The organism is Pseudomonas sp. MDT1-17 (genome assembly GCF_054898105.1).
The window spans coordinates 6,014,249-6,036,165 of record NZ_JBUBVM010000001.1 but is presented as its reverse complement, the minus strand read 5'-3'; the positions used below and the strand labels follow the sequence as shown (position 1 = coordinate 6,036,165).

17 protein-coding genes, 1 pseudogene and 1 riboswitch are annotated in these 21,917 nt (G+C 57.5%); of the genes and pseudogenes, 8 read left to right on the top strand and 10 right to left on the bottom strand.

Translation table 11 applies throughout. The features are described 5' to 3' along the window. Positions 1-94: 94 nt before the first annotated feature. Complete coding sequence (locus ACYZTX_RS27865) at positions 95-1,858, top strand: flavin monoamine oxidase family protein (RefSeq protein ID WP_462036707.1); 1,764 nt, start codon at positions 95-97, stop codon at positions 1,856-1,858. A gap of 431 nt (positions 1,859-2,289) precedes the next feature. On the opposite strand, the gene ACYZTX_RS27860 is transcribed toward ACYZTX_RS27865, so the two are convergent. Next, positions 2,290-4,059 (bottom strand): anti-phage dCTP deaminase, encoded by a 1,770-nt coding sequence (locus tag ACYZTX_RS27860; protein ID WP_462036706.1) that lies wholly within the window; start codon positions 4,057-4,059, stop codon positions 2,290-2,292. Between the two features lie 430 nt (positions 4,060-4,489). Here ACYZTX_RS27860 and ACYZTX_RS27855 point away from each other — a divergent pair, with 430 nt between their 5' ends. Together ACYZTX_RS27855 and ACYZTX_RS27850 are read left to right on the top strand one after the other, a co-directional pair. Then, positions 4,490-5,041 (top strand): cytochrome b, encoded by a 552-nt coding sequence (locus ACYZTX_RS27855; RefSeq protein ID WP_462036705.1) that lies wholly within the window; start codon positions 4,490-4,492, stop codon positions 5,039-5,041. A gap of 32 nt (positions 5,042-5,073) precedes the next feature. Next, positions 5,074-5,667: a YceI family protein gene (locus ACYZTX_RS27850; RefSeq protein WP_462036704.1), complete on the top strand. Its 594-nt coding sequence runs from the start codon at positions 5,074-5,076 to the stop codon at positions 5,665-5,667. Between the two features lie 147 nt (positions 5,668-5,814). Here ACYZTX_RS27850 and ACYZTX_RS27845 read toward each other — a convergent pair whose 3' ends face one another. From ACYZTX_RS27845 to ACYZTX_RS27830, 4 genes are all read right to left on the bottom strand, one after another. Further along, complete coding sequence (locus ACYZTX_RS27845) at positions 5,815-7,704, bottom strand: DEAD/DEAH box helicase (RefSeq protein ID WP_462036703.1); 1,890 nt, start codon at positions 7,702-7,704, stop codon at positions 5,815-5,817. A 223-nt stretch (positions 7,705-7,927) separates the two neighbouring features. Next, positions 7,928-8,743 carry a substrate-binding periplasmic protein gene (locus tag ACYZTX_RS27840; RefSeq protein WP_462036702.1) on the bottom strand — a complete coding sequence of 272 codons (816 nt, stop codon included), beginning with the start codon at positions 8,741-8,743 and terminating at the stop codon, positions 7,928-7,930. A 197-nt stretch (positions 8,744-8,940) separates the two neighbouring features. Next, complete coding sequence (metF, locus tag ACYZTX_RS27835; RefSeq protein ID WP_462036701.1) at positions 8,941-9,786, bottom strand: methylenetetrahydrofolate reductase [NAD(P)H]; 846 nt, start codon at positions 9,784-9,786, stop codon at positions 8,941-8,943. A gap of 130 nt (positions 9,787-9,916) precedes the next feature. Then, positions 9,917-11,326 carry an adenosylhomocysteinase gene (locus ACYZTX_RS27830; RefSeq protein ID WP_462036700.1) on the bottom strand — a complete coding sequence of 470 codons (1,410 nt, stop codon included), beginning with the start codon at positions 11,324-11,326 and terminating at the stop codon, positions 9,917-9,919. 23 nt (positions 11,327-11,349) lie between these two features. Next, a riboswitch (S-adenosyl-L-homocysteine riboswitch) is annotated at positions 11,350-11,452 on the bottom strand. A 198-nt stretch (positions 11,453-11,650) separates the two neighbouring features. Between ACYZTX_RS27830 and ACYZTX_RS27825 the strand changes: the two genes are divergently transcribed. Beyond that, complete coding sequence (locus ACYZTX_RS27825; protein WP_462036699.1) at positions 11,651-12,055, top strand: acyl-CoA thioesterase; 405 nt, start codon at positions 11,651-11,653, stop codon at positions 12,053-12,055. A gap of 171 nt (positions 12,056-12,226) precedes the next feature. Continuing rightward, entirely contained in the window at positions 12,227-13,114 is an 888-nt protein-coding gene (locus tag ACYZTX_RS27820; protein WP_462036698.1) for a formate/nitrite transporter family protein, read from the top strand. A 41-nt stretch (positions 13,115-13,155) separates the two neighbouring features. On the opposite strand, the gene ACYZTX_RS27815 is transcribed toward ACYZTX_RS27820, so the two are convergent. Further along, entirely contained in the window at positions 13,156-14,325 is a 1,170-nt protein-coding gene (locus ACYZTX_RS27815; RefSeq protein ID WP_462036697.1) for an MFS transporter, read from the bottom strand. 217 nt (positions 14,326-14,542) lie between these two features. On the opposite strand from ACYZTX_RS27815, the gene ACYZTX_RS27810 reads away from it, so the two are divergent. Both ACYZTX_RS27810 and ACYZTX_RS27805 read left to right on the top strand, forming a co-directional pair. Beyond that, on the top strand, positions 14,543-15,376 hold the full coding sequence (locus tag ACYZTX_RS27810) for an EamA family transporter (protein WP_462036696.1): 834 nt from the start codon (positions 14,543-14,545) through the stop codon (positions 15,374-15,376). 40 nt (positions 15,377-15,416) lie between these two features. Beyond that, positions 15,417-15,800, top strand: coding sequence for an MAPEG family protein (locus tag ACYZTX_RS27805; protein ID WP_462036695.1), 384 nt, complete (start codon positions 15,417-15,419; stop codon positions 15,798-15,800). Positions 15,801-15,880: 80 nt separating this feature from the next. Here ACYZTX_RS27805 and mltA read toward each other — a convergent pair whose 3' ends face one another. Continuing rightward, positions 15,881-17,053, bottom strand: coding sequence for a murein transglycosylase A (gene mltA / locus ACYZTX_RS27800; protein WP_462036694.1), 1,173 nt, complete (start codon positions 17,051-17,053; stop codon positions 15,881-15,883). Between the two features lie 128 nt (positions 17,054-17,181). Between mltA and ACYZTX_RS27795 the strand changes: the two genes are divergently transcribed. Then, the gene (locus ACYZTX_RS27795) at positions 17,182-17,631 is read left to right on the top strand and encodes a c-type cytochrome (protein WP_462036693.1); all 450 of its coding nucleotides are present in this window, start codon (positions 17,182-17,184) and stop codon (positions 17,629-17,631) included. A gap of 3 nt (positions 17,632-17,634) precedes the next feature. Here ACYZTX_RS27795 and ACYZTX_RS27790 read toward each other — a convergent pair whose 3' ends face one another. The 3 genes and pseudogenes from ACYZTX_RS27790 to metK form a co-directional block, all read right to left on the bottom strand. Beyond that, entirely contained in the window at positions 17,635-18,030 is a 396-nt protein-coding gene (locus tag ACYZTX_RS27790) for a DUF1090 domain-containing protein (RefSeq protein WP_462036692.1), read from the bottom strand. 97 nt (positions 18,031-18,127) lie between these two features. Beyond that, a pseudogene (gene ligB / locus ACYZTX_RS27785) lies at positions 18,128-19,800 on the bottom strand (NAD-dependent DNA ligase LigB). 926 nt (positions 19,801-20,726) lie between these two features. Further along, positions 20,727-21,917 carry a methionine adenosyltransferase gene (gene metK / locus ACYZTX_RS27780; protein ID WP_008151990.1) on the bottom strand — a complete coding sequence of 397 codons (1,191 nt, stop codon included), beginning with the start codon at positions 21,915-21,917 and terminating at the stop codon, positions 20,727-20,729.

Genomic DNA, 21,917 nt, shown 5'->3' with positions numbered 1-21,917 from the left:
CGGCCTTTTGATGGCTGACGTATTCTTCGTGGTTCTTTGAGTCGTCTGGCTCGCAAAACCGCTTTTCCCTACGTGTATTTCCGGAGTTCGCTGAATGTCTGCTGGTTGGCTGCGCGCCTGTGCGCTGGTGATGTTAGGGCTGTTCAGCGTGTCTGCGCTGGCCAAGGATAAAACGGCGATCGTGATCGGGGGAGGGCTGTCTGGCCTCACCGCGGCTTACGAACTGCAAAACAAAGGCTGGCAGGTCACCCTGCTGGAAGCCAAGCCAAGTCTGGGCGGTCGCTCCGGGATGGCCACCAGTGAGTGGATCGGCAACGACAAGACCCAACCGGTTCTGAACAAGTACGTCTCGACCTTCAAGCTGAGCACCACGCCAGCCCCTGAATTCGTGCGCACCCCGGGCTATCTGATCGACGGTGAATATTTCACCGCCGCCGATCTGGCGACCAAACAGCCAGCCACCGCCGAGGCGCTCAAGCGCTACGAAAAGACTGTTGACGATCTGGCTCGCTCGATCGAAGACCCGCAGAACCCGGCGGCCAACAGCACGCTGCACGCATTAGACCAGATCAACGTGTCCAACTGGCTTGATCGCTTGACTCTGCCAGCCACTGCCCGCCAGTTGGTGAACCAGCAAATTCGTACCCGTTATGACGAACCTTCGCGCCTGTCACTGTTGTACTTCGCACAGCAAAGCCGGGTTTATCGTGGCGTCTCCGACCGTGACCTGCGCGCCTCGCGCCTGCTTGGTGGTAGCCCGGTGCTCGCCCAGGCCTTCGTCAAACAGCTGAAAACCATCAAGACCAGTTCTCCGGTTTCGGCGATCACTCAGGACAAGGACGGCGTGACCGTCAAAGTCGGCAGCGTTGGTTATCAGGCTGACTACGTCGTTGTGGCCGTGCCGTTGCGCGCACTGAACAAGATTCAGATGACCCCGACGCTGGATGCTCAGCACATGGGCGCCATCAAGGGCACCAACTACGGTTGGCGCGACCAGATCATGCTGAAGTTCAAGACGCCAGTATGGGAAAGCAAGGCGCGCATGTCCGGCGAAATCTACAGCAACACCGGTCTGGGCATGATGTGGGTTGAACCGGCCCTGAAGGGCGGCGCCAACGTGGTGATCAACCTGTCCGGCGACAATGCGCGCGTGATGCAGGCCTTCGGCGACAAGCAGATGGTCGATCAGGTGCTGATCCGTCTGCACGCCTTTTATCCACAGGCACGCGGTTCGTTCACCGGTTATGAAATCCGCCGCTACAGCACCGACCCATCCATGGGCGGCGCTTACCTGGCCTTCGGCCCTGGCCAGATCAGCAAGTACTGGCGCCTGTGGGAACGTCCGATTCAGCGTGTAGCCTTTGCCGGCGAACACACTGACACGTTGTACCCAGGCACGCTGGAAGGCGCATTGCGCACCGGTCAGCGGGCAGCCAGTCAGGTAGAAGACCTGGCGGCCGGCAAGTCGTTTGAACCTGTGAAGGTTGTTCCAGCAGCGACCGCAGTGGCGGCCGGTGCGGTGGCGGCGAAGAAAGGTAACTTCTTCACCAACCTGTTCGGTGGTGCTGACGACAAACCGGTACCGGTCAAGGCGCCAGAGCCAGTGGCTCCGGTTGCTCCTGCTCCGGCTCCAACGCCAGCTCCGACCCCCGCGCCAGCGCCGGTCGAAGCACCGAAACCAGCGGCACCGGTGAAAGCCGAGCCGGCCAAAAAAGCCCCGGCGAAAAAGCCTGCTGCCAAAACCGAGGCCAAAAAAGCTCCGGCGAAAGCGCCGGTGAAGAAAGCTGAACCGGCCAAGAAGCCAGCGGCCAAGCCCGCCGCGACTACACCGGCAGCGAACGAGGCCAAAACGCAGTAAATCTTGGGATCAAAGAAAAGCGCGACAGTGATGTCGCGCTTTTTTTATGGTCAGTGCTTTGGATTAATTGACTAAAAACTGATATGTAAGTTCTAAGTTGATAATAGTGTTAATTCATTTTGAATAAGGTGTTGGAATGCTGTAGGCGTGTTTGCTTTTTTTGGGGGGGCGAGTTATAAAACATATTGCTTACAATGACGACCGGTTATTATTGTTGTTTATGGTTTGTTGGCGCGACTTTATACATTAACCAAAGGGGAACGTCCCTTTGGTTAATGTAGTGTGTCTAGCGCTTTTCTTTTTGCTGTCTAGACGACATTGAGGCGGGAGCATTCTGCTGAGGGGATGCCTTGAGAGCTTCTTGCTTCCAAGAAGGCCATTGCTCAACGGTACGGCGCGATTCCGCTAGGTGATTGAGAAATTCTTCCTTATTAGGCGTCATTTTGGCTTTCCTCCAGGTACCTTAACAAAAGGGTTGCAGCTATGGTTTCGCGTTCAATGTACGAGCAAGGCAGCATTTGGGTGCGTAATTTAGCATCCGCCTCACTCCAGTCAAGAGCCTGACCGTCATCAGATTTTCTTATTACCGGATAACCACTTCCAAGATTAGTAGAGAATAGGTTAAAAAAGCTTCTAGGGCCAACTCCGATGAACGGTGCAAACACGACGTTGCTGCTGCGTTGGTTTAGTGATATGGAGTCGGAGTGGAAATCTAACGCTTTACTCTTTGGGTAGGGTTCCACGTATATTACCCTCTTTATTCCTGCTGCCACGATATGTTTGGCGCAGTTGTGACAGGGGAACGTTGTACAGTATAAGTCGCTGCCAGACGTGCTTACTCCTGATCTTGCGCTTGACAGCAATGCCTCCATTTCTGCGTGAACAACACGCCCGTATTCGGTGATGTCTTTAATTTTACTGCGTTTTATCAGTGGTTTAAGCTCATCCCTATACTCCAAAGGGATAACTTCAAGAATACTGTCAATGATTAAGCGCTTTTGTGTGGCGTTGGAATCTTCACCTTTCATGTAATCGCGTCCATCTTTCGCATCTACGATTTCTTGAGTGTCCTCGTTGATTTCTGGCCAATAAAGTCCGCCGTGTGCTTTGGGTACGTCATTGGCACCAGTAGAAATTATGCATTGGTTCTTGGTTAGCACTGCACCTACTTGACGTGACAGATCTGCTGATCTCAGGGAGGCAGAGAACGCCATAAACATCGCGTATTCATCAAAGGTGGGAGTGATGTAAGGTTTTCCGAAAAGTAGATCAAATACTCTCCAGATTTGCTTTTTAAGTGAGTCGGAGTTTCCATTGTAGTCAACGAAGAAATCGGATAGATGATAAGTGTCGCGAGTATGTTGTCCATAGTCGTCGCGCTCGTCAGCATCCCTGTCTATAAGTTTTGATGCTTGTTCTTCAGATATTGATTTATCTTTTGTCAGGTAGTTGTGTCTTCTTGTGTGATCAGCATGTACACCAATTAGAAAAAAACCGTTTGAGTATATTTTACGAAGTCGCTGCACTTCCGCCGGATTTTTTAATGAGTTGATAATAAAGGATTTTCTGCGAAGGGCTTCTTGTTTTTTACGAAGGAGGTTGATTCTTGCTGCTGCCCCGAGTGCGAGGATGGAATTGTCTTTGCTATTCCTGCGTAGATTATTTCCTTCCTCCATGTAAGCGCTGATCCTGCAAAATTCATCCTCGCTAGCAGACGGTGAGCCAATGGTGGCGATTACGTCAGTCGATATTTTTATACGCTCTGTGGTGTAGTTAAATTTTAATAAACGTTCTTCGATTAGACCTGAAACTTCCGTAAGATTGGTTCCGATTGTTCCGACTAAACCAATAACTAGTTCGGAATCAGAGTACGAGTCATCTAAAAAATAGGTAGCCGTTTCTATTGTTTCTGTTGATAGTTTTTGAACTACTGACTCCGCTTCAGTCAGTGCGTCCTTAGTTTTGCTTTTTTCATTCTTAACTTTACTATCTAGTAGCTCTTCAACCAGAGCTTGGAGTTGTTCGGCTGAGACTGTATCTCCTTGGAATGTGATGTTTCCGGTGGATGGGTACCAGTTCATTATTCCTTTGTTTTTTGCTCTGAATTGAAATTGGTTTGGGTTGACTGCTCTCCATTCGCCGGCTTGTTGTAACGAGCCTAACCTTATTTTTAGTTCGCTTATCTCTCCATCAAATCGCATTTCGTTTCCTTGCCATGGTTCTCAGCGAAATCACCCAGCACGTCAGTTGAAAGCGCTTGGGTGTGGATTTTTCTGAAGAGTAGTCGACGCTAAGTGATCAGGCTAGGAGCTGAAAGGCGGTGCAGTGATAGAAATCTTTGACATTCGTAGGATGGTTAAAAAGGATGACATCCCCCCCCACTTGTCCTACAAGATCGATGGCTGTATCCGGCCTCTTCAAGGTCTTTTCACACTGCGATCTACGTCCAAAGGAGTCATCAGTGTGGGAGATTTCTGTTCGCGACCTAGGAGTATGCCGTGGGTTAATCTTTCCTTAACGCAGGACTTACAGACTCTTGATCGTATTTCTCGATATTTCAAAGCGAAATTTTCCGCTTTAATTCGATAGATAACTCGATAGTCTTGGTCGCAGTTCTCACAGGATTTGGCAATGCAGCTACGTAACTCTTCTTCGCGCTACGGTTGGGTCAGCATTTTCATGCACTGGGGTGTGGCACTGGCGGTCTTCGGTCTGTTTGCGTTGGGCTTGTGGATGGTCGGTCTCGACTACTACAGCGTCTGGCGCAAAGACGCGCCGGACTTGCACAAAAGTATTGGTCTGGTGCTGTTAGCCGTCATGGTTCTACGGGTTTTGTGGCGCTTTATCAGCCCACCGCCACCGGCACTGCAAAGCTATAGCCGCATGACGCACCTTGGCGCCAAGTTCGGCCATTCGTTCCTGTACCTCACTCTGTCCGCTGTGATGATTGCCGGTTACCTGATTTCCACCGCAGAAGGTGCCGGGATTCCGGTGTTTGGCCTGTTTGAAGTCCCTGCATTGGTTTCCGGACTACCGGACCAGGCAGACACCGCTGGTGTGATTCATTTTTATCTGGCGTGGGTGTTGGTAATTTTTTCCGGCCTCCATGCGTTGGCAGCACTGAAACACCACTTTATCGATCGTGATGCGACCCTGACGCGAATACTGGGTCGCAAAGCATGAAGTTCAACCTCGACTCCAAAGGAATAGAAAGCATGTTGAAAAAGACCCTCGCCGCTCTGGCAATCGGTTCTGCTCTGCTGTCCGCCAACGTGATGGCGGCTGACTACGTCGTCGACAAGGAAGGCCAGCACGCCTTCGTTGACTTCAAAATCAGCCACCTGGGCTACAGCTTCATCACCGGTACCTTCAAGGACATCGACGGCAAGTTCAGCTTCGACGCTGCCAAGCCAGAAGACAGCAAGATCGAGTTCAACGTGAATACCGCCAGCGTGTTCACCAACCATGCCGAGCGCGACAAGCACATCGCCAGCGGTGATTTCCTGAACGTGAGCAAATTCGGTAAAGCGACGTTTGTTTCCACCAGCGTCAAATCCACTGGTAAAAACGCCGCGGGCAAAGACACTGCTGACGTAACCGGTGACCTGACCCTGCTGGGCGTGACCAAGCCAGTCGTGGTCAAGGCCACTTTCCTGGGTGAAGGCAAGGATCCATGGGGCGGCTACCGTGCCGGCTTCGAAGGCACTACCAGCATCAAGCGTTCCGATTTCGGCAAGCAGAAAGACTTGGGCCCAGGGTCCGACGCGGTCGAGTTGTACGTGACGTTTGAAGGTGTGAAAGCGAAGTAATGCTGAGACCGTAGGAGCTGCCGCAGGCTGCGATCTTTTAAGATCAAAAGATCGCAGGCTTCGCCAGCTCCTACAAAAGCAGTTCGCAGCACAAACAAAAATGCCCCGGATCGTGAGATCAGGGGCATTTTTTGTTACTGCGTTAAATCAGCGATTGCGGGTCAGCAAGGCTGGTTTCTCACCGCGAGGGCGACCTGGCAGTTGATCCAGTTGCTCAGGTGTCGGGAAACGATCGGTTTTCGACTCCTTGTGAATGATCTTCGGTGCCGGACCGCGCGGGTTTTGCACGGCTGGTTCCGAAAGCGGCTGATCGTCGGTGCGGGCCGGGCGGCGGTTGCGGGACTCTTCGCGACGGGCCTGGCCGTCACGTGGAGCACCGTTGCGTGGGCCGCTGCGCTTGGCCGGCGGCGTGCCAGTGGTGGCGCCATCGCTGCTGCGCGGACCGCTTTGGCGACCCTGAGGCTTGCCGCCGGTGCGCGGAGCACCTGCGCCTGCACCGGCGCCTGCGGCCGAGCCTTGTGCCGGAGCACTCGGACGGCGGCCACGGCCTTGAGCGGGTTTGGCCTGTGGTACGTAGTCGACGCGGTTACCGAAGTTATCGACGTCGTCGTCCAGAAACTCGTCCGGAGCGCGGTCAGCAGCGGCGCGAGGAGCCGGGCGCTGTTGCTCGCGAGCCGGGGTGCCTTCGCGTGGCTTGTGTTCACGCGCCGGGCGATCACCACGGCCAGTGGCTGCAGGTTTTTCCTTGCCGCCCTTGTCCTTGCCCTTGTCTTTACGACCGCCGCCACCGCCAGTGCCGTTCGGACCGTCGCCGCGCGGGCCACGTGGGTTGCGTGGGTTACGCACATCCGGACGCTCGCGAACTTCTGGTTTCTCGGCTTCTACAGCGCTGGAATCGAAGCCCATCAGATTGCCGTCGGCAATTTTCTGTTTGGTCATGCGCTCGATGCTTTTCAGCAGCTTCTCTTCGTCCGGAGCCACCAGCGAGATCGCCTCGCCCGAACGACCGGCACGGCCAGTACGGCCGATACGGTGAACGTAATCTTCGTCGACGTTTGGCAGTTCGAAGTTGACCACGTGTGGCAACTGATCGATGTCCAGGCCGCGAGCGGCGATGTCGGTAGCAACCAGGATGCGCACTTCGCCAGCCTTGAAGTCGGCCAGGGCTTTGGTGCGGGCGTTCTGGCTCTTGTTACCGTGGATCGCGACGGCGCTCAGGCCGTGTTTGTCCAGGTACTCGGCCAGACGGTTGGCGCCGTGCTTGGTGCGGGTGAACACCAGCACCTGTTCCCAGGCGCCAGCAGTGATCAGGTGCGCCAGCAACGAACGCTTGTGGCTGGCGGCCAGGCGGAATACGCGCTGTTCGATACGCTCGACCGTGGTGTTCGGCGGCGTGACTTCGATGCGTTCCGGGTTGTGCAGCAACTTGCCGGCGAGGTCGGTGATGTCTTTGGAGAAGGTGGCCGAGAACAGCAGGTTCTGGCGTTTGCTCGGCAGACGGGCGAGGACCTTTTTCACGTCATGGACGAAGCCCATGTCGAGCATGCGGTCGGCTTCGTCCAGCACGAGGATTTCCACGTGGGACAAATCGACGCTGCCTTGGCCGGCGAGGTCGAGCAGGCGGCCGGGGCAGGCCACCAGCACGTCTACACCACGGGACATGGCCTGAACCTGCGGGTTCATGCCGACGCCGCCGAAGATGCAGGCGCTGACGAACTTCAGGTCACGGGCATAAACCTTGAAGCTCTCGTGGACTTGAGCCGCGAGTTCGCGGGTAGGCGTCAGTACCAGTACGCGCGGTTGGCGCGGGCCGTGACGCTGGGATTTGTCCGGGTGACCGCCCGGAAACAACCGCTCCAGAATCGGAAGGGCGAAGCCGCCGGTTTTACCAGTACCTGTCTGAGCCGCGACCATGAGGTCGCGACCTTGCAACACGGCGGGAATGGCCCGCTGTTGCACCGGAGTAGGCTCGGTATAGCCCGCTGCCTCGATGGCGCGGACTAAAGCCTCGGAGAGACCGAGGGAAGCAAAGGACATGAGTAATCCTGTTTTAGTTAGGGCTTGGCCCAATGGGAGTCTTGCCTGGCGCGAATGGCGTTTAAGAAGAACGCAATCCCGTCCGGTCCTGCTGGGCCTTGAAAGCTCGTCTGGAGTGCTCGCGCGGGCTGAAAAGCTGCGCTGTAGCGGTGTCGAGATGCCTTGAACAAGTCCGAGCGTCCGGGCGTGAGCCTGGCGGGAAGGCCGGAGTATAACAGAGCAATCACTGCGCGCCGCTTTCCTGCTGCTCAACGGTTTTTCCGCTGGCGGCGGTGGCTCTGGTGGTTTTTACCTCGGCTGCCGGCTCGGCACCATAACGGGCGCTCAGTTCTGCGTACGCAGGCTCGCGCTTGAAGCGTTTGAGCTCGGCGCCGAAGCGCTGCACCAACAAGTCCATGCCCGCGTTGCGGCGCACCGCCAGGAACTGGCTCTGGTGGCTGATGACGGTCGGGTTCTCGGTAATCTTGTCGCGGATGCCCAATTCGTCGAGCAAGTGCTGACCCACCCGGCGGTCCGTGATCAGCAGGTCGATCCGCCCGCGCTCCAGTTTGCCGAAGTTGGCTTCATGGGTCGGTGCCGGCTCGCGAGTGAACAGGGGCGATTCGCTGAAATCCTTGCTGTAGAGATAGCCCGGCGAGGTGCCGATGGTCAGGCCTTTCAGATCGTCCAGAGTGTGGAACGGATGCGGGCGCTCATTGGCGTAAAACATCACGAATTCGACTTCAGACAGCGGTTCGCTCGGGTAGAGCAGGATAGCGTCGCGTTCGTCGCTGTGAAAAATATCCAGCGCGCCATCCGCCTGGCCTGTTTCGAGCATCGACAGGCAGCGTTTCCACGGCAGGAACTGCCACTCGATCTCGATCCCCAGGCGCTTGAAGACAATCGCCGTGGTTTCGTAGTCCAGTCCCAGGGATTTGCCGTCCTCCTCATACACGTATGGCGCCCACGGCTCGGTGACAATGCGCAGCTTCTCGCCCCGAGCGGCGAAGCTCAGGCAAGTAAAAAGAAACACGGTCAGTAACTGTGAGATCAAAGGCATGGCTTGAGATTACGACGAGAAACCGGAAAGAGCCAGAAACGGGATCCAGAAGCTCTAACTCCGTGTGTTGCTGCACAATAAAAGTGCGTTGAATGCAAAAGATCGCAGCCTCGTTTCACTCGACAGCTCCTACAGAGTACGCAATCCCCTTTAGGAGCTGTCGAGTGAAGCGAGGCTGCGATCTTTTGATCTTGCTTTTAGCGCGGCAACTTCAGATTGTTCCACACCGCCAGGCTCGGTTCGGCCTGGTTCAGCGTGTAGAAGTGCAGCCCTGGAGCGCCACCCTGCAGCAAGCGTTCGCACATCTGGGTGATGACTTGCTCACCAAAGCCTTGAATGCTCTGGGTGTCGTCGCCGTAGGCTTCCAGCTGCTTGCGGATCCAGCGCGGGATTTCCGCACCGCAGGCATCGGAGAAGCGCGCCAGCTTGCTGTAGTTGGTGATCGGCATGATCCCCGGAACGATCGGGATGTTCACGCCCATCGCCCGTACACGCTCGACGAAGTAGAAGTAGCTGTCGGCGTTGAAGAAGTACTGGGTGATCGCACTGTCGGCGCCAGCGTTGGCCTTGCGCACGAAGTTGGCCAGATCGTCTTCGAAATTGCGCGCTTGCGGGTGCATTTCCGGGTAAGCCGCGACTTCGATGTGGAAATGATCGCCGGTTTCTTCACGAATGAATTCAACCAGGTCATTGGCGTGGCGCATTTCGCCACTGGCCATGCCCATGCCTGAAGGCAGGTCGCCACGCAGAGCAACGATACGCTTGATGCCGGCGGCCTTGTATTGCGTCAGCAGGCCGCGCAGGTCGTCCTTGCTGTCGCCAACGCAGGACAAATGCGGTGCTGCAGCGACTTTGACTTCGCTTTCGAGCTGCAACACGGTGTTGAGGGTGCGATCACGCGTCGAACCGCCAGCGCCATAGGTGCAGGAGAAGAAATCGGGGTTGTACGTGGCCAGCTGACGGGCAGTGGCGAGCAGTTTTTCATGCCCAGCGTCGGTCTTCGTAGGGAAGAACTCAAAGCTGTAGCGACGGTCTTGGGACATGGTCATATCCTTGGAAACACGTAAGCCGGACGCTGATCCCCCGTAGGAGCTGCCGCAGGCTGCGATCTTTTAAAGATCAAAAGATCGCAGGCTTCGCCAGCTCCTACAAAGGACGGTCAGTCAGCGCCAATCAGTAGCGGTAAGCGTGTGGCTTGAACGGACCTTCGACGGTCACGCCGATATAGTCGGCCTGAGTCTTGGTCAGTTGAGTCACTACACCGCCGAAACCGCGGACCATTTCCAGGGCCACTTCTTCGTCGAGTTTCTTCGGCAGTACTTCAACGGTCAGACGCTCGGCTTTCTGGGCTGGCGACAGGTCGGCGTACTTCTGGCCGAACAGGAAGATCTGTGCCAGAACCTGGTTGGCGAACGAACCGTCCATGATACGGCTTGGGTGGCCGGTTGCGTTACCCAGGTTAACCAGACGGCCTTCGGCCAGCAGGATCAGGTAGTCGTCGTTCTGAGCGTCAAATGCGCCAGGGCCGGTACGGTGGATCTTGTGAACCTGTGGCTTCACTTCTTCCCATGCCCAGTTCTTGCGCATGAAAGCAGTGTCGATTTCGTTGTCGAAGTGGCCGATGTTGCAGACAACAGCGCGCTTCTTCAGGGCTTTGAGCATGTTCGAGTCGCAAACATTGACGTTACCGGTGGTGGTCACGATCAGGTCGATCTTGCCCAACAGCGCTTTGTCGATGCTTGCTTCAGTACCGTTGTTGATACCGTCGATGAACGGCGAAACCAGCTCGTAGCCATCCATGCAGGCTTGCATGGCGCAGATCGGGTCGATTTCGGAGACTTTAACGATCATGCCTTCCTGACGCAGGGACTGGGCCGAACCCTTGCCCACGTCACCGTAACCGATGACCAGCGCTTGCTTGCCGGACAGCAGGTGGTCGGTACCGCGCTTGATCGCGTCGTTCAGGCTGTGACGGCAGCCGTACTTGTTGTCGTTCTTGCTCTTGGTCACCGAGTCGTTGACGTTGATGGCCGGGATTTTCAGCTCGCCCTTGGCCAGCATGTCCAGCAGGCGGTGAACGCCCGTGGTGGTTTCTTCGGTGACGCCGTGGACGCGGTCCAGGATCGCCGGATATTTCTTGTGCAGCAGCTCGGTCAGGTCGCCGCCGTCGTCGAGGATCATGTTGGCATCCCAAGGCGCGCCATCCTTGAGGATGGTTTGCTCCAGGCACCACTCGTACTCTTGTTCGGTTTCGCCTTTCCAGGCGTAAACCGCGATGCCGGCAGCGGCGATAGCAGCAGCGGCCTGGTCTTGAGTCGAGAAAATGTTGCAGGACGACCAGCGTACTTCGGCACCCAGGGCAACCAGGGTTTCGATCAGCACGGCAGTCTGAATGGTCATGTGGATGCAGCCGAGGATCTTGGCGCCTTTGAGCGGCAGCTCACCGGCGTACTTGCGGCGCAGACCCATCAGGGCCGGCATTTCGGATTCGGCGATGATGGTTTCGCGACGGCCCCAGGCAGCCAGGGACATGTCGGCCACTTTGTAATCGGTAAAATCTGCAGGCGTGATAACAGCGCTCATGATGAGCCTCCATTCGTAATGTATGCGAATGGGCGCCGTTGTGCGTTTAGTGTCTGACCGATAACGGTCAAGCAACGCCCCATCCGAGCCTGACAGGTCGAACCTGCTGCAGCGCCCCTCGGACAGGTGGCGGGAAAACGGTATCAATTGAAGATGACCGTTTTGAAACGGTGGCGATTATAGCCGTGTGAGCGATACTTCCAAAGCGTTTCTGTTGGTCAATGTCTGAACGGTAATCGAGGCCATAGTCGATGCGTGATAGAGCCCTGGGTCGGGCTCTGCCATGATGCCCACCATCATTCGGCAAGACGCTCAGGAGTGAATATGAATTTCCACACCCGCAAATGGGTAAAACCCGAAGATCTCAACCCCAACGGCACGCTGTTCGGCGGCAGCCTGTTGCGCTGGCTCGACGAAGAGGCGGCGATCTACGCCATCGTCCAACTGGGCAATCAGCGTGTGGTGACCAAGTACATTTCAGAGATCAACTTCGTCAGCGCCTCGCGTCAGGGCGACATCATCGAACTGGGCATCACCGCCACCGAGTTCGGTCGCACCTCAATCACCCTGAAGTGCGAAGTGCGTAACAAGATCACCCGCAAAAGCATCCTGACGGTGGAGAAGATTGTTTTCGTCAATCTGGGTGAAGACGGCTTGCCTGCTCCGCACGGCCGGACTGAGATCAAGTATGTCCAAGACCAGTTCAAGGATGATGGCATCAGCGAGTAATGCGAGCGAGTAGGAGCTGCCGAAGGCTGCGATCTTTTGACCTTGATCCTGGCGACGTCACTGTCCGCTGAAAAGCAGGATCAAAAGATCGCAGCCTTCGGCAGCTCCTACAGAACGGACCCTGACCCCGCGTGTCGTACCTACATGACACACCACCGGTTCCGGAGCTTTATGGACACTAAGAAAGAAGGCAAGACCCCGAACCTCTCGCCTGAAGAACAGCACGACGTCGACAAGAGCCAGCCGCCGCGGGCGGCGGTGCTGCACGAAATCATCCGCACCCAGGGCGATCAGGAGCTTGAGCGCAGCGTTGCCGCCTTGTGGTGGTCGGCGCTGGCGGCCGGCCTGACCATGGGCCTGTCGCTGATGGCCATGGGGCTGCTCAATTCCCGTCTGCCAGACGGCGAAGGCTTTAAGGTGATCGCCAGTTTCGGTTACTGCGCAGGTTTTCTCGCGGTGATCCTCGCCCGTCAGCAATTGTTCACCGAGAACACGTTGACGGCTGTGCTGCCGATCATGACCAAACCCACACTGAACAATTTCGGTCGGTTGCTACGCCTGTGGTCAGTGGTGCTGGTGGGCAACCTCTGCGGCACGTTGCTGGTGGCGTATGTGATGCTGCATCTGCCGATTTTCGACAGTAAGACCGACCTGGCTTTCCTCGAGATCGGGCGCAAGATCATGGAGAACGACGCCAGCCAGATGTTCGCCAAAGGCATTGTGTCAGGCTGGATGATCGCCACCATGGTCTGGATGATTCCGTCCATGGAGAGCGCGAAGATGTGGATTATCATCCTCATCACGTACCTCATGGCGCTGGGGGATTTCACCCACATCGTGGTCGGCTCGGCGGAGGTCTCGTATCTGGTGTTTGCCGGCCAGCTGCCGTGGAAGGATTTCTGGCAGGTGTTCGCCGGGCCGACGCTGGCGGGGAACATCATCGGCGGCAGCTTCATCTTTGCGCTGATCAGCCATGCGCAGATTCGCAGCGAGAGCGGGCCGCCGAAGAAGTCTGCGGATCAAGGCCCGGAGCCCGACCCGCAGGAGAGCAAAAAGTAATAAGTTTGAAATCTTTGTTAGATCAAGGGCCACCCGAGCCATCAGCCAGGCACATTGACCACACCCGCCCCACGACGTTGCAGATAGATGTAGAAAACAGCCGTCACCACCGTCAAACCACTCACCAGTGCGCCGGTCCACGGCAAGTCCGCCAGATCTGCACCGCTGGCAACAACCAGCCCGCCAATCCACGCGCCGGCCGCGTTCCCGAGGTTGAACGCGCTCTGGTTCAAGGTCGAACCGAGGTTTGGCGCTTCATGGGCCTGATCGATGATCAGCAGTTGCAAAATCGGGCACAGGGCAAAGGCGAAGATCCCCCACAACACCAGCGTGATCGCCGCCGGAATCACCGAGTGGCTGGTCTGGCTAAAGGCAGCCAATACAACTGCTACGGCCAGCGCCATGCCGACCAGCGAAGGCAGCAAACGACTGTCCGCCAGTCGACCACCGAGCATGCTGCCCGCGGTCAACCCCACACCAAATAACAACAACATGAGGGTCACCCCATGCGGGCTGACGCCGGTGATGTCTTGCAGGATGGGGGCAATGTAAGTGAAGACGCTGAACAGGCTGGTTGACGCCAGCACGCTCATGCCCAACGCCAGCAACACATTCACTTTGCCCAGCACTTTGAACTCGCTGGCCAGGTTGGCCTTGTCCATGGCGATGTCCTTCGGCAACCAGACCCACTGCGCGATCGCGGCAATCACGCCGATCACTGACACCGCCCAAAACGTCGAGCGCCAGCCAGCGTACTGCCCGAGTGCGGTGCCCAATGGCACACCCAGCACGTTGGCCAGGGTCAAACCGGTGAACATCAGTGCAATCGCCTGGGCGCGTTTGTTCGGGGCTACCAGACTGGCGGCAACCACCGACCCTATGCCGAAGAACGCTCCGTGGCACAACGCGGTAACCACCCGCGCGGCCATCAGCGTGGCGTAGTTCGGTGCCAGGGCGCAGAGGATGTTGCCGAGGATGAACATCAGTGTCATGCCCAGCAACGTGGCTTTGCGCGGCATGTTGGAGGTGCCGACCGCGAGGATCGGCGCACCGAACACCACGCCCAGTGCGTAGCCGGTGATCAGCAGGCCAGCGTGGGGAATGCTCACGGCGAGGTCGCGGGCGACATCGGGCAGCAAGCCCATGATGACGAATTCAGTGGTGCCGATGCCGAATGCGGCAACAGCGAGGGCAAGCAAGGCGAGTGGCATGCGCAGGGTCTCTGTCGGTAGTCTTGACGCTCTGATCAGGCATACGCATGCCGACGCCCGTTCTCGACGAGAGCGGGCGGTGGCAAAAATTATTGGAGTTAGTCTGTGCGCAACTGAGTGCGGCGTGGTCGCTTGCAGTATAAACAGCTGCTGACATATGGCGAATCAATTATCTGGGCGCCTTCCGTAGGGACAAAAATAAATAAGGGAGTGTGCCGTGCTTGCAACAGCACTGGTGTTAGTCGCGGCGCTGTTGCATGCGGCGTGGAATAGCCTGATCAAATTCAGTGCGGAACGATTGTTGGTGGTGGCCTGCATGGACAGCGTGGCGATGTTGTTTGTCGCGGTGATGCTGCCGTTCGTGAACTTGCCGCCTCTGGAAATCTGGCCGTGGATTCTGGCGTCGGCGGCGTTCGAGTTGCTCTATCGCTATCTGCTGATTCAGGCGTACCGCGTCGGCGACCTCGGGTTGGTCTACCCGCTGATGCGTGGCTTGTCGCCGCTGGTGGTGCTGGCGCTGACACTGATTTTTGCCGGGGAAGTGCTGACGAACCAGCAGATTTTCGGGATTCTGCTGATCCCGTTTGGCATGCTTTGCCTGCTCTGGCAGGGCGGTGGCGGCGCGCGTTTGCCATGGTCGATGCTGCCGGTGGTGGCGTTGATCGGCCTGTGCATCGGCTGCTACACCTTCATCGACGGCCAGGCGTTGCGACGCTGGTCGCATCCGCTGGATTACCTGGTGTGGGTCACGTTGCTCAGCGCCTGGCCGTTTCCGTTACTGGCTCTGGTGCGCAAGCGACCGGCCTTCATGTTGTTCTGGCGTGAGCAGTGGCGACTGGGGTTGGCAGTCGGGTTTTGCGTGTTGTTCAGCTACGCTCTGGTGCTGTGGGCCATGCAGCTGGGCTCGATTGCCGAAGCGGCGGCATTGCGCGAGATCAGCGTGATTCTGGTGGTGCTGTTCGGCATGCGTTACCTGAAAGAACCTTTCGGCAGGCCTCGGCTCTTAGCCTGTGGGCTGGTACTGATCGGCATGTTGGTGATGAAGTTTTGACTGGAGCTCGACTCTTGAAACTTGAAGAAGGGATTGCGTTATGACGGTTGCTCTGTGGTGCATTTTGATCGCGATTTTCCTGCCCTATATCTGCACGGGCATCGCCAGGGTCAGTGGCGGGTTCAGGCCGAAAGACAACCATGACCCCCGTGACTTTCTCGAGTCACTGAATGGTTTTGGCCGACGCGCGTATGCGGCGCATCTGAACGGTTTGGAAGTGACTCCCGCGTTCGCGGCGGCGGTGATCGTTGCGCACCTGGCCGGCAATGCCGAACTGGTGACGATCAATGTGCTGTCGGTGTTGTTCATCACCAGTCGGCTGCTGTACATCATTTGCTACTTGGCGGACTGGGCGATTTTGCGGTCGCTGATGTGGTTGGTGGGGATTGGGTTGATCGTCAGTTTCTTTGTGGTTTCTGTTTAAGAGCAAGATCAAGAGATCGCAGGCTTCGCCAGCTCCTACCCTCATCCGCGATTTTGCGGCGAGCCTGCGGTCTTTTGACTTTAAAGCTTGTCGGTCACCTGAGGCACTTGAGGCAGGGCTGCGCCTTTAGGCCAGAGCATCCAGATCTGCCCCTGCTGTTTCATGTCGCCGGCCAATTGCCCGGCCGCATCGCCCGTGCCCCAGAACAGGTCCGCACGGACCTCGCCGGCAATTGCGCCGCCGGTGTCTTGAGCGGCTACCGGGCGCACCAGTGCGGAGCCATCCGGTTTAGTCGTCGATAACCACAACAGACTGCCCAGCGGAATCACTTTGCGATCCACCGCCGCGCTATAGCCTGCGGTCAGCGGTACGTTCAGCGAGCCGCGAGGCCCTTCGTTGCTGTCCGGGTTGCGAGTGAAGAACACGTAGCTGGGGTTGCTGCCCAACAGTTCCGGAATGCGCGTCGGATTGGCCTTGGCCCAATTGCTGATGGTGCCCATGGTCACCTCTTCCTTTTTCAGCTCGCCCTGATCGACCAGCCAGCGGCCGATGGGTCGATAGGGGTGACCGTTCTGGTCGGCATACGCAATGCGCAATTGACGGCCGTCGTCGAGTTGAATGCGGCCCGAGCCCTGAATTTGCAGAAATTGCAGGTTCATCGGATCGGTCAGCCACGCAACAACCGGTGCCTTGACGCCTTTGGTTTCAATCGTTGCCGCATCGTCGTAAGGCTTGAGCACGCGACCTTCGAGTCGTCCACGCAGGCGTTTGCCTTTGAGTTCCGGATAAATGCTGTCCAGGGAGACGATGATCATGTCCTCGGGTACGCCGTACACCGGGATGTTCGCCGCTTCGGTCTGTGTCAGGCTGCCGGGGTAGACCGGCTCGTAATAACCGGTGATCAAGCCGTTGGGATTGTCATTGGCGGCGCGCAGTCCGTAGACGTCGAGGTTCTGCTTGAGGAAGCCACGAATATCGTTGGCGGTTTGCGGCACGTTGGCGGCAGCCGCACACGTCGAGCCCCAGACCGGGTCGGCTTTGAGTCGGGTGCAAGCGCTGCGCCACGAGCCGAAGCCGGCGACCAGGTCGTTGTCGGACACCGTCGGAAGTGCTTCCCACGTGGCGCTGGAGTAGGTGGCCAGGGCGTGGGTTTTCGGTTTGTCGCTGTCGCCACCGGTGCAGCCCGCAAGCACGGCCACCATCGGAAGGGTCCAGGCGAGGTTGTGACGCCATGCCTTGATACGGCTGTTCATGGAGTAATTCCTTTGCTGGTTGCCTGAGTGCTCCATGCGCTCAAACAACCCGTATTGATAATAGGGCTATTGGTCTTTGCCGATGACGCGAGGATACTGGCCGCCGTTTCCCGTGACCTGAAGCCACCATGACTCTTAAAAGAATTTCTGTTGTATTGCTGGCCTGCCTGACGCTGTCCGCCTGCGGTGGTGTCGACCCCAACTCGCCGCTGGGCCAGCGCAAGGCAATCTTCAAGCAAATGCTCAAGACTGGCGAAGACCTGGGCGGCATGTTGCGTGGTCGCATTCCATTTGACGGTCCGAAATTCGCTGAAGGCGCCGTGAAACTCGACGCGTTGTCCCATGAACCCTGGAAACATTTTCCGCAGGTGCGCGAAGAAGATCACACCAGCGCCAAGGACAATGTGTGGCAGCAGCAGGCACGCTTCCAGGAAATGGTCCGCACCCTTGAAGCCGCCACCGGTGAATTGTTGATTGCCAGCAAGGTTCAGCCTTACAAGGCCAGTAACCTGGGCCCGGCAGTGCAGAAAGTCGAGGATGCCTGTAGTGCGTGCCATAAAGAGTTTCGGGATCATTGATCCTTACTTATCCAACTCATCGAGTGCGTCCTGCAATGCCTTGCGGGACTCGGCGAGTTTGTCTTTGCGCTTGTTGATCTTCTCGGCGTCGCCTTTCTTCATTGCCTTGTCGAGATCAGCCTGACGCGTGCTGACTTCGTGCTTGGCGTCGAGCGCTTTGTTCTCCCGTTCTTTCTTCAGCGAAGCGTCGGTGCAATGAGCGGTGACTTCGCTCAGGGCCGTTTCAAGGCCAGCCTGCTGATCAGCATTACCATGGGATTTGGCCAGTTCAATCTGATTGATGATGCCCTGCTTCTTCGCGGCGCAGCCGGTCAGCCCCGGAGCTTCTTCGGCGGCCATCAGTGGAGCGGCCATCACGCTGCAAAGGGTCAACAGGGCCAGCGGTGAAAGAAGTTTCATAAAAGCTCCATGTGAAAAGGCAATCGGGTCGATGTGGCGATGGGGTGTTTGAGCCCAGCGGCACTATTGGGTTCCGGGTTGGTGGCATGACCCGTCATTAAAAACCGTCAATCCCGGCAACGCGTAATGTTTCACTCAAGGCCAGGACCTGCGGGTCGCGGAAAAATGCGCTCAATTGCGCTGCGCGTCCCGGGCCAATGCCAGGTTCTGCCTGCCATTGTTCGGTGCTTCGTTGGGCCAGTTCTTGCCATGAGTTGGCGAGGCGTGCCTGGCCGGTCGGTGGCAAACCCAAGGCCTTGAGCCAGCGAGCGAAGGGGCGTTGCCGGGCACTGTTGAAGCTGTTCAAAAGACGAGCACTGCTGCGTTCGCCGAGCCGTCAATGTTAGCAAGCTCTTGAGCCTCGAGGGTCAACCAATCCAGGAGGCCGTTCAGGCGGCCTGTTTCGAAAAGTTTCTCCCAAGTGCCAGGGCCAACATGTGGCAAAGCGAGTCCTTGCTTGCCGCTGAGCCAGGTCAGTCGGGCGAGGAATTGGCTTACGCACCCCGGTGTCGGCTGCCAGCAACTCAAATGATGAAAGTCCTCTGCCAGCGGTACGCTCAATTCAGCGCGTTCGGTACTGCGCAGCATGACACCGTCGAGCCTTGGAATGGTCAGGCCTGCCAGGCTGATGGCGACCTGGTCTCCAGGCCGGATATCCAGCGTTTCCCAGCGTTGCAGTGAGCTCACACTGACTCGCTTGATCTGCCGGTCATCAAGCATTACCGGTGTCAGTTCCAGGACCGGCGTGATCCGACCGGTCCGTCCAATCTTGAAGTGGACCTTGCGCACCTCGGCCAACGCCTGAGCAAAAGGGTATTTCCAGGCGACGCTCCAATAAGGCGGTTTGGCCTGCCAGCGCTCGGCGGGTGGACGCTGTCCCTGGCGCAGGACAATGCCATCAGTGGTGAAGGGCAGGGGCGTGCGATACCAGTGATCTCGCCAGCGTTCGACGTCGGCGAATACCTTGATCGGGTGACTGTAAGGTGCGGAGCTGGGGAAACCCAGCTCATCCAGAGTCGCAACGCGGGCGGGCAAACTGGCCGGGCCTTGGGGCCAGTCCCAGACAAACAGGCCGATCCCGGCGGCTTGCTCAATGCTCAATTTTTTACGGGCCATCAAACCGGCCACTGTAGCGCGTGCGTTGAGGCTGCCGGCCTGCGCCTGTACGTGGTCGGTCAGACGCCAATAGAGCTCACCTTGCAGCAGCAGGTCCAGTGGTTGTGGCAATCGTTGGGGGATGGCGGCGATCTGGTGTGCCGAAGACGTCCAGTCCTGGCCATTTACCCCGTCACCGCGACTGATTGCCTGAGTCAGCAGGCCTTTGCGGTAGATCAGCGTCACTGCCACGCCGTCGATTTTTGGCTGAATCCAGACATCGCTCCGACCGTTTAGCCACGCTTCGACGGCGCGACCCTCGTGGAGTTTTTCCAGGCCTGTGTGGGCGATAGGGTGAGGAATCGTGCCGCCCGCGGTGCGTAACGGTTCCGCGGATTGGGCCAGGCCAAAACAGGTGCGCCATTCGGTCAGTCGCACACGGGACTGATCGTAGAGTTCGTCGGCGACCAATGAGCGGCCTTCCCGGTGATAGCTGTCGTCCCAGCGGTCGATTTGTTTTTGCAGTGACGAGACTTCGTCCAGGGCGCGTGCGGCTGGCCAGTTGGGGCACTCGGCAGCGTTTGAACTCAGGCAAAGAAAGGTCAGAAAAAAACAGAAAAACAGGCGCAGAAGCATCGTGAGCATCCTTGCTCAGGGAGAATGCTTTCAAGGCTAGTCAGCTTTCGGGCGTCGGTAGCGAGGATGTTTTTCGGTGTGTTTCGAGAGGCAGGAAGATCAAGAGATCGCAGCCTCGTTTCACTCGACAGCTCCTACACAAATCCCTGTAGGAGCTGTCGAGTGAAACGAGGCTGCGATCATTCGATTTTCGCGATCGAGTAGGAGGCGGGGTTGCCCCCGCCGTCCTCTCACACCACCGTACATACGGTTCCGTATACGGCGGTTCCTGCCTACTGACAAACAACGTCAGCGAGCTTGGTTCCGTTGATGTGTCGCCTGCGGTATCTAAGCGCCCAGACCGGCCCTCGGAGCTTCCGGCTCCTACCTCCTGATGGTCTCGACCCCCGCTACGCGGAGTTTCTGCTTTACGCTCCAACAGAGATCACACCCGACTATCTACTCATGGCAGGTTCAGCCCTTCATTACTCCGGTTTCGAGCAACTACTACGGCCTCTGCTGACTTCTGTCGCCCATCCCGTCATCTCGCGACGCCGGTAGCACATGGCAGGCTAAACAGATCTCCCAGGGTAATTCGCGCGACCTTCCTGCTTATGCCTGTCGGATCTACGTCGTAGCGCTCCGTGCAAGTATTGGGCTTTGGCAATTTTGGCTACCTTACCCCGCTACGCCGCCTAATCCGCTTCCTGTTCGTCAGGCCAGCATTTTGCCTCGGGCTTCCTTCAGATTCGCAGTCACCCGCGACACCCTTGCCTCTGGCTAACACTTCCCCTTGCCGGGTGTGTAGAGGACTTTCACCTCCAAGTCACCAGCGTGGCCACCATAGCCAAACTGGTTGCGCTTGCGCGCAACGCGCCATGCCTGGCGCACCAAAAAAAGCCCCGCACGGCGAACCGTGCGGGGCTTTTGGTACCGCCGGTGAAGTCTTACAGGCCAGCAGCGGCGCGCAAGGAATCGGCGCGGTCGGTCTTTTCCCAGGTGAAGGTGGTGAACGTGTCTTCGCCCACAGTCTTGGTGGTCGGGGTGCGACCGAAGTGGCCGTACGCCGCGGTTTCCTGGTACATCGGGTGCAGCAGGTCGAGCATGGTGGTGATTGCGTATGGACGCAGGTCGAACACTTCACGAACCAGTTTGACGATTTTGTCGTCGCTGATTTTGCCGGTGCCGAAGGTGTTCAACGAGATCGAAGTCGGCTGAGCAACACCGATCGCGTAGGAAACCTGGATCTCGCAACGCTCGGCCAGGCCGGCCGCCACGATGTTTTTGGCCACGTAACGACCGGCGTAGGCGGCCGAACGGTCAACCTTCGATGGATCTTTGCCGGAGAACGCGCCGCCGCCGTGACGGGCCATGCCGCCGTAGCTGTCGACGATGATCTTGCGACCGGTCAGGCCGCAATCGCCAACCGGGCCACCGATGATGAACTGGCCGGTCGGATTGATGTGGAACTGGGTGTCTTTGCTCAGCAGTTCGGCAGGCAGTACGTGCTTGACGATCAGCTCCATCACGCCTTCACGCAGGTCTTTGTACGACACGTCAGGGTTGTGCTGAGTCGACAGTACAACGGCGTCGATACCAACAACCTTGCCGCCTTCGTAACGGCAAGTCACTTGCGACTTGGCGTCCGGGCGCAGCCAAGGCAGCAGGCCGGATTTACGGGCTTGGGCCTGACGCTGAACCAACTGGTGCGAGAAGGTGATCGGCGCTGGCATCAGCACGTCGGTTTCGTTGCTGGCATAGCCGAACATCAGGCCCTGGTCGCCGGCGCCTTGATCTTCAGGCTTGGCACGGTCAACGCCCTGGTTGATGTCAGGAGACTGCTTGCCGATGATGTTCATCACGCCGCACGTGGCGCCGTCGAAGCCGACATCGGAGCTGTTGTAGCCGATGTCCAGAATGACGTTACGCACGATCTCTTCCAGGTCGACCCAGGCCGACGTGGTGACTTCACCTGCGATGATTGCCACGCCGGTTTTAACCAGCGTTTCGACCGCTACACGGGCGAATTTGTCTTCAGCAATGATGGCGTCCAGCACCGCATCGGAAATCTGGTCGGCGATTTTGTCCGGATGCCCTTCGGACACGGACTCGGAGGTGAAGAGGGAGTATTCGCTCAT

Bases quoted from the DNA above. Each gene is read 5' to 3' on its own strand.
- ACYZTX_RS27865 (WP_462036707.1), top strand. From the start codon at position 95: ATGTCTGCTGGTTGGCTGCGCGCCTGTGCGCTGGTGATGTTAGGGCTG.
- ACYZTX_RS27860 (WP_462036706.1), bottom strand. From the start codon at position 4,059: ATGCGATTTGATGGAGAGATAAGCGAACTAAAAATAAGGTTAGGCTCG.
- ACYZTX_RS27855 (WP_462036705.1), top strand. From the start codon at position 4,490: ATGCAGCTACGTAACTCTTCTTCGCGCTACGGTTGGGTCAGCATTTTC.
- ACYZTX_RS27850 (WP_462036704.1), top strand. From the start codon at position 5,074: ATGTTGAAAAAGACCCTCGCCGCTCTGGCAATCGGTTCTGCTCTGCTG.
- ACYZTX_RS27845 (WP_462036703.1), bottom strand. From the start codon at position 7,704: ATGTCCTTTGCTTCCCTCGGTCTCTCCGAGGCTTTAGTCCGCGCCATC.
- ACYZTX_RS27840 (WP_462036702.1), bottom strand. From the start codon at position 8,743: ATGCCTTTGATCTCACAGTTACTGACCGTGTTTCTTTTTACTTGCCTG.
- metF (WP_462036701.1), bottom strand. From the start codon at position 9,786: ATGTCCCAAGACCGTCGCTACAGCTTTGAGTTCTTCCCTACGAAGACC.
- ACYZTX_RS27830 (WP_462036700.1), bottom strand. From the start codon at position 11,326: ATGAGCGCTGTTATCACGCCTGCAGATTTTACCGATTACAAAGTGGCC.
- ACYZTX_RS27825 (WP_462036699.1), top strand. From the start codon at position 11,651: ATGAATTTCCACACCCGCAAATGGGTAAAACCCGAAGATCTCAACCCC.
- ACYZTX_RS27820 (WP_462036698.1), top strand. From the start codon at position 12,227: ATGGACACTAAGAAAGAAGGCAAGACCCCGAACCTCTCGCCTGAAGAA.
- ACYZTX_RS27815 (WP_462036697.1), bottom strand. From the start codon at position 14,325: ATGCCACTCGCCTTGCTTGCCCTCGCTGTTGCCGCATTCGGCATCGGC.
- ACYZTX_RS27805 (WP_462036695.1), top strand. From the start codon at position 15,417: ATGACGGTTGCTCTGTGGTGCATTTTGATCGCGATTTTCCTGCCCTAT.
- mltA (WP_462036694.1), bottom strand. From the start codon at position 17,053: ATGAACAGCCGTATCAAGGCATGGCGTCACAACCTCGCCTGGACCCTT.
- ACYZTX_RS27795 (WP_462036693.1), top strand. From the start codon at position 17,182: ATGACTCTTAAAAGAATTTCTGTTGTATTGCTGGCCTGCCTGACGCTG.
- ACYZTX_RS27790 (WP_462036692.1), bottom strand. From the start codon at position 18,030: ATGAAACTTCTTTCACCGCTGGCCCTGTTGACCCTTTGCAGCGTGATG.
- metK (WP_008151990.1), bottom strand. From the start codon at position 21,917: ATGAGCGAATACTCCCTCTTCACCTCCGAGTCCGTGTCCGAAGGGCAT.